Annotated in this window: 1 rRNA gene; it reads left to right on the forward strand. The window is 56.3% G+C overall.

From position 1 onward, the window contains the following. Positions 1 to 620: ribosomal RNA gene (locus ACYVIH_RS15765) — 23S ribosomal RNA — on the forward strand; the annotation flags it as partial.

Here is a 620-nt window from a genome sequence, read left to right on the forward strand (position 1 = left end):
GTCGGGACCTAAGGCGAGGCCGACAGGCGTAGTCGATGGACAACGGGTTGATATTCCCGTACCGGCGGTAAACCGTCAAAGACCTAACCAGTAGTGCTAAACAAACCAAGACCGGCATGGATCCTTCGGGTGATGTGCTGGTGGCGGCTGTGAACCCGATGCTGGGGTGGTGAGCGTGAGGTGTGACGCAGGAAGGTAGCCAGTGCCGGGCGATGGTTGTCCCGGTGTAAACATGTAGCCCGAACCTGTTTAAGAGATGGGTTCTGTGGGTGAGATGTGATGCGGACCCGTATGGGGAAGCTGGTGATCCTATGCTGTCGAGAAAAGCATCGACGTGAGGTTTGCTGTTGCCCGTACCCCAAACCGACTCAGGTGATCAGGTAGAGAATACTCAGGAGATCGAGAAAACCATGGTTAAGGAACTCGGCAAAATGCCCCCGTAACTTCGGGAGAAGGGGGGCCACCCGCTTATACCGCCTTGCGTGGGAAAGGGTGTGGTGGCCGCAGAGACCAGTGGGAAGCGACTGTTTACTAAAAACACAGGTCCGTGCGAACACGCAAGTGGATGTATACGGACTGACTCCTGCCCGGTGCTGGAAGGTTAAGGGGACGTGTTAGCC

The organism is Nocardioides pakistanensis (assembly GCF_054781215.1).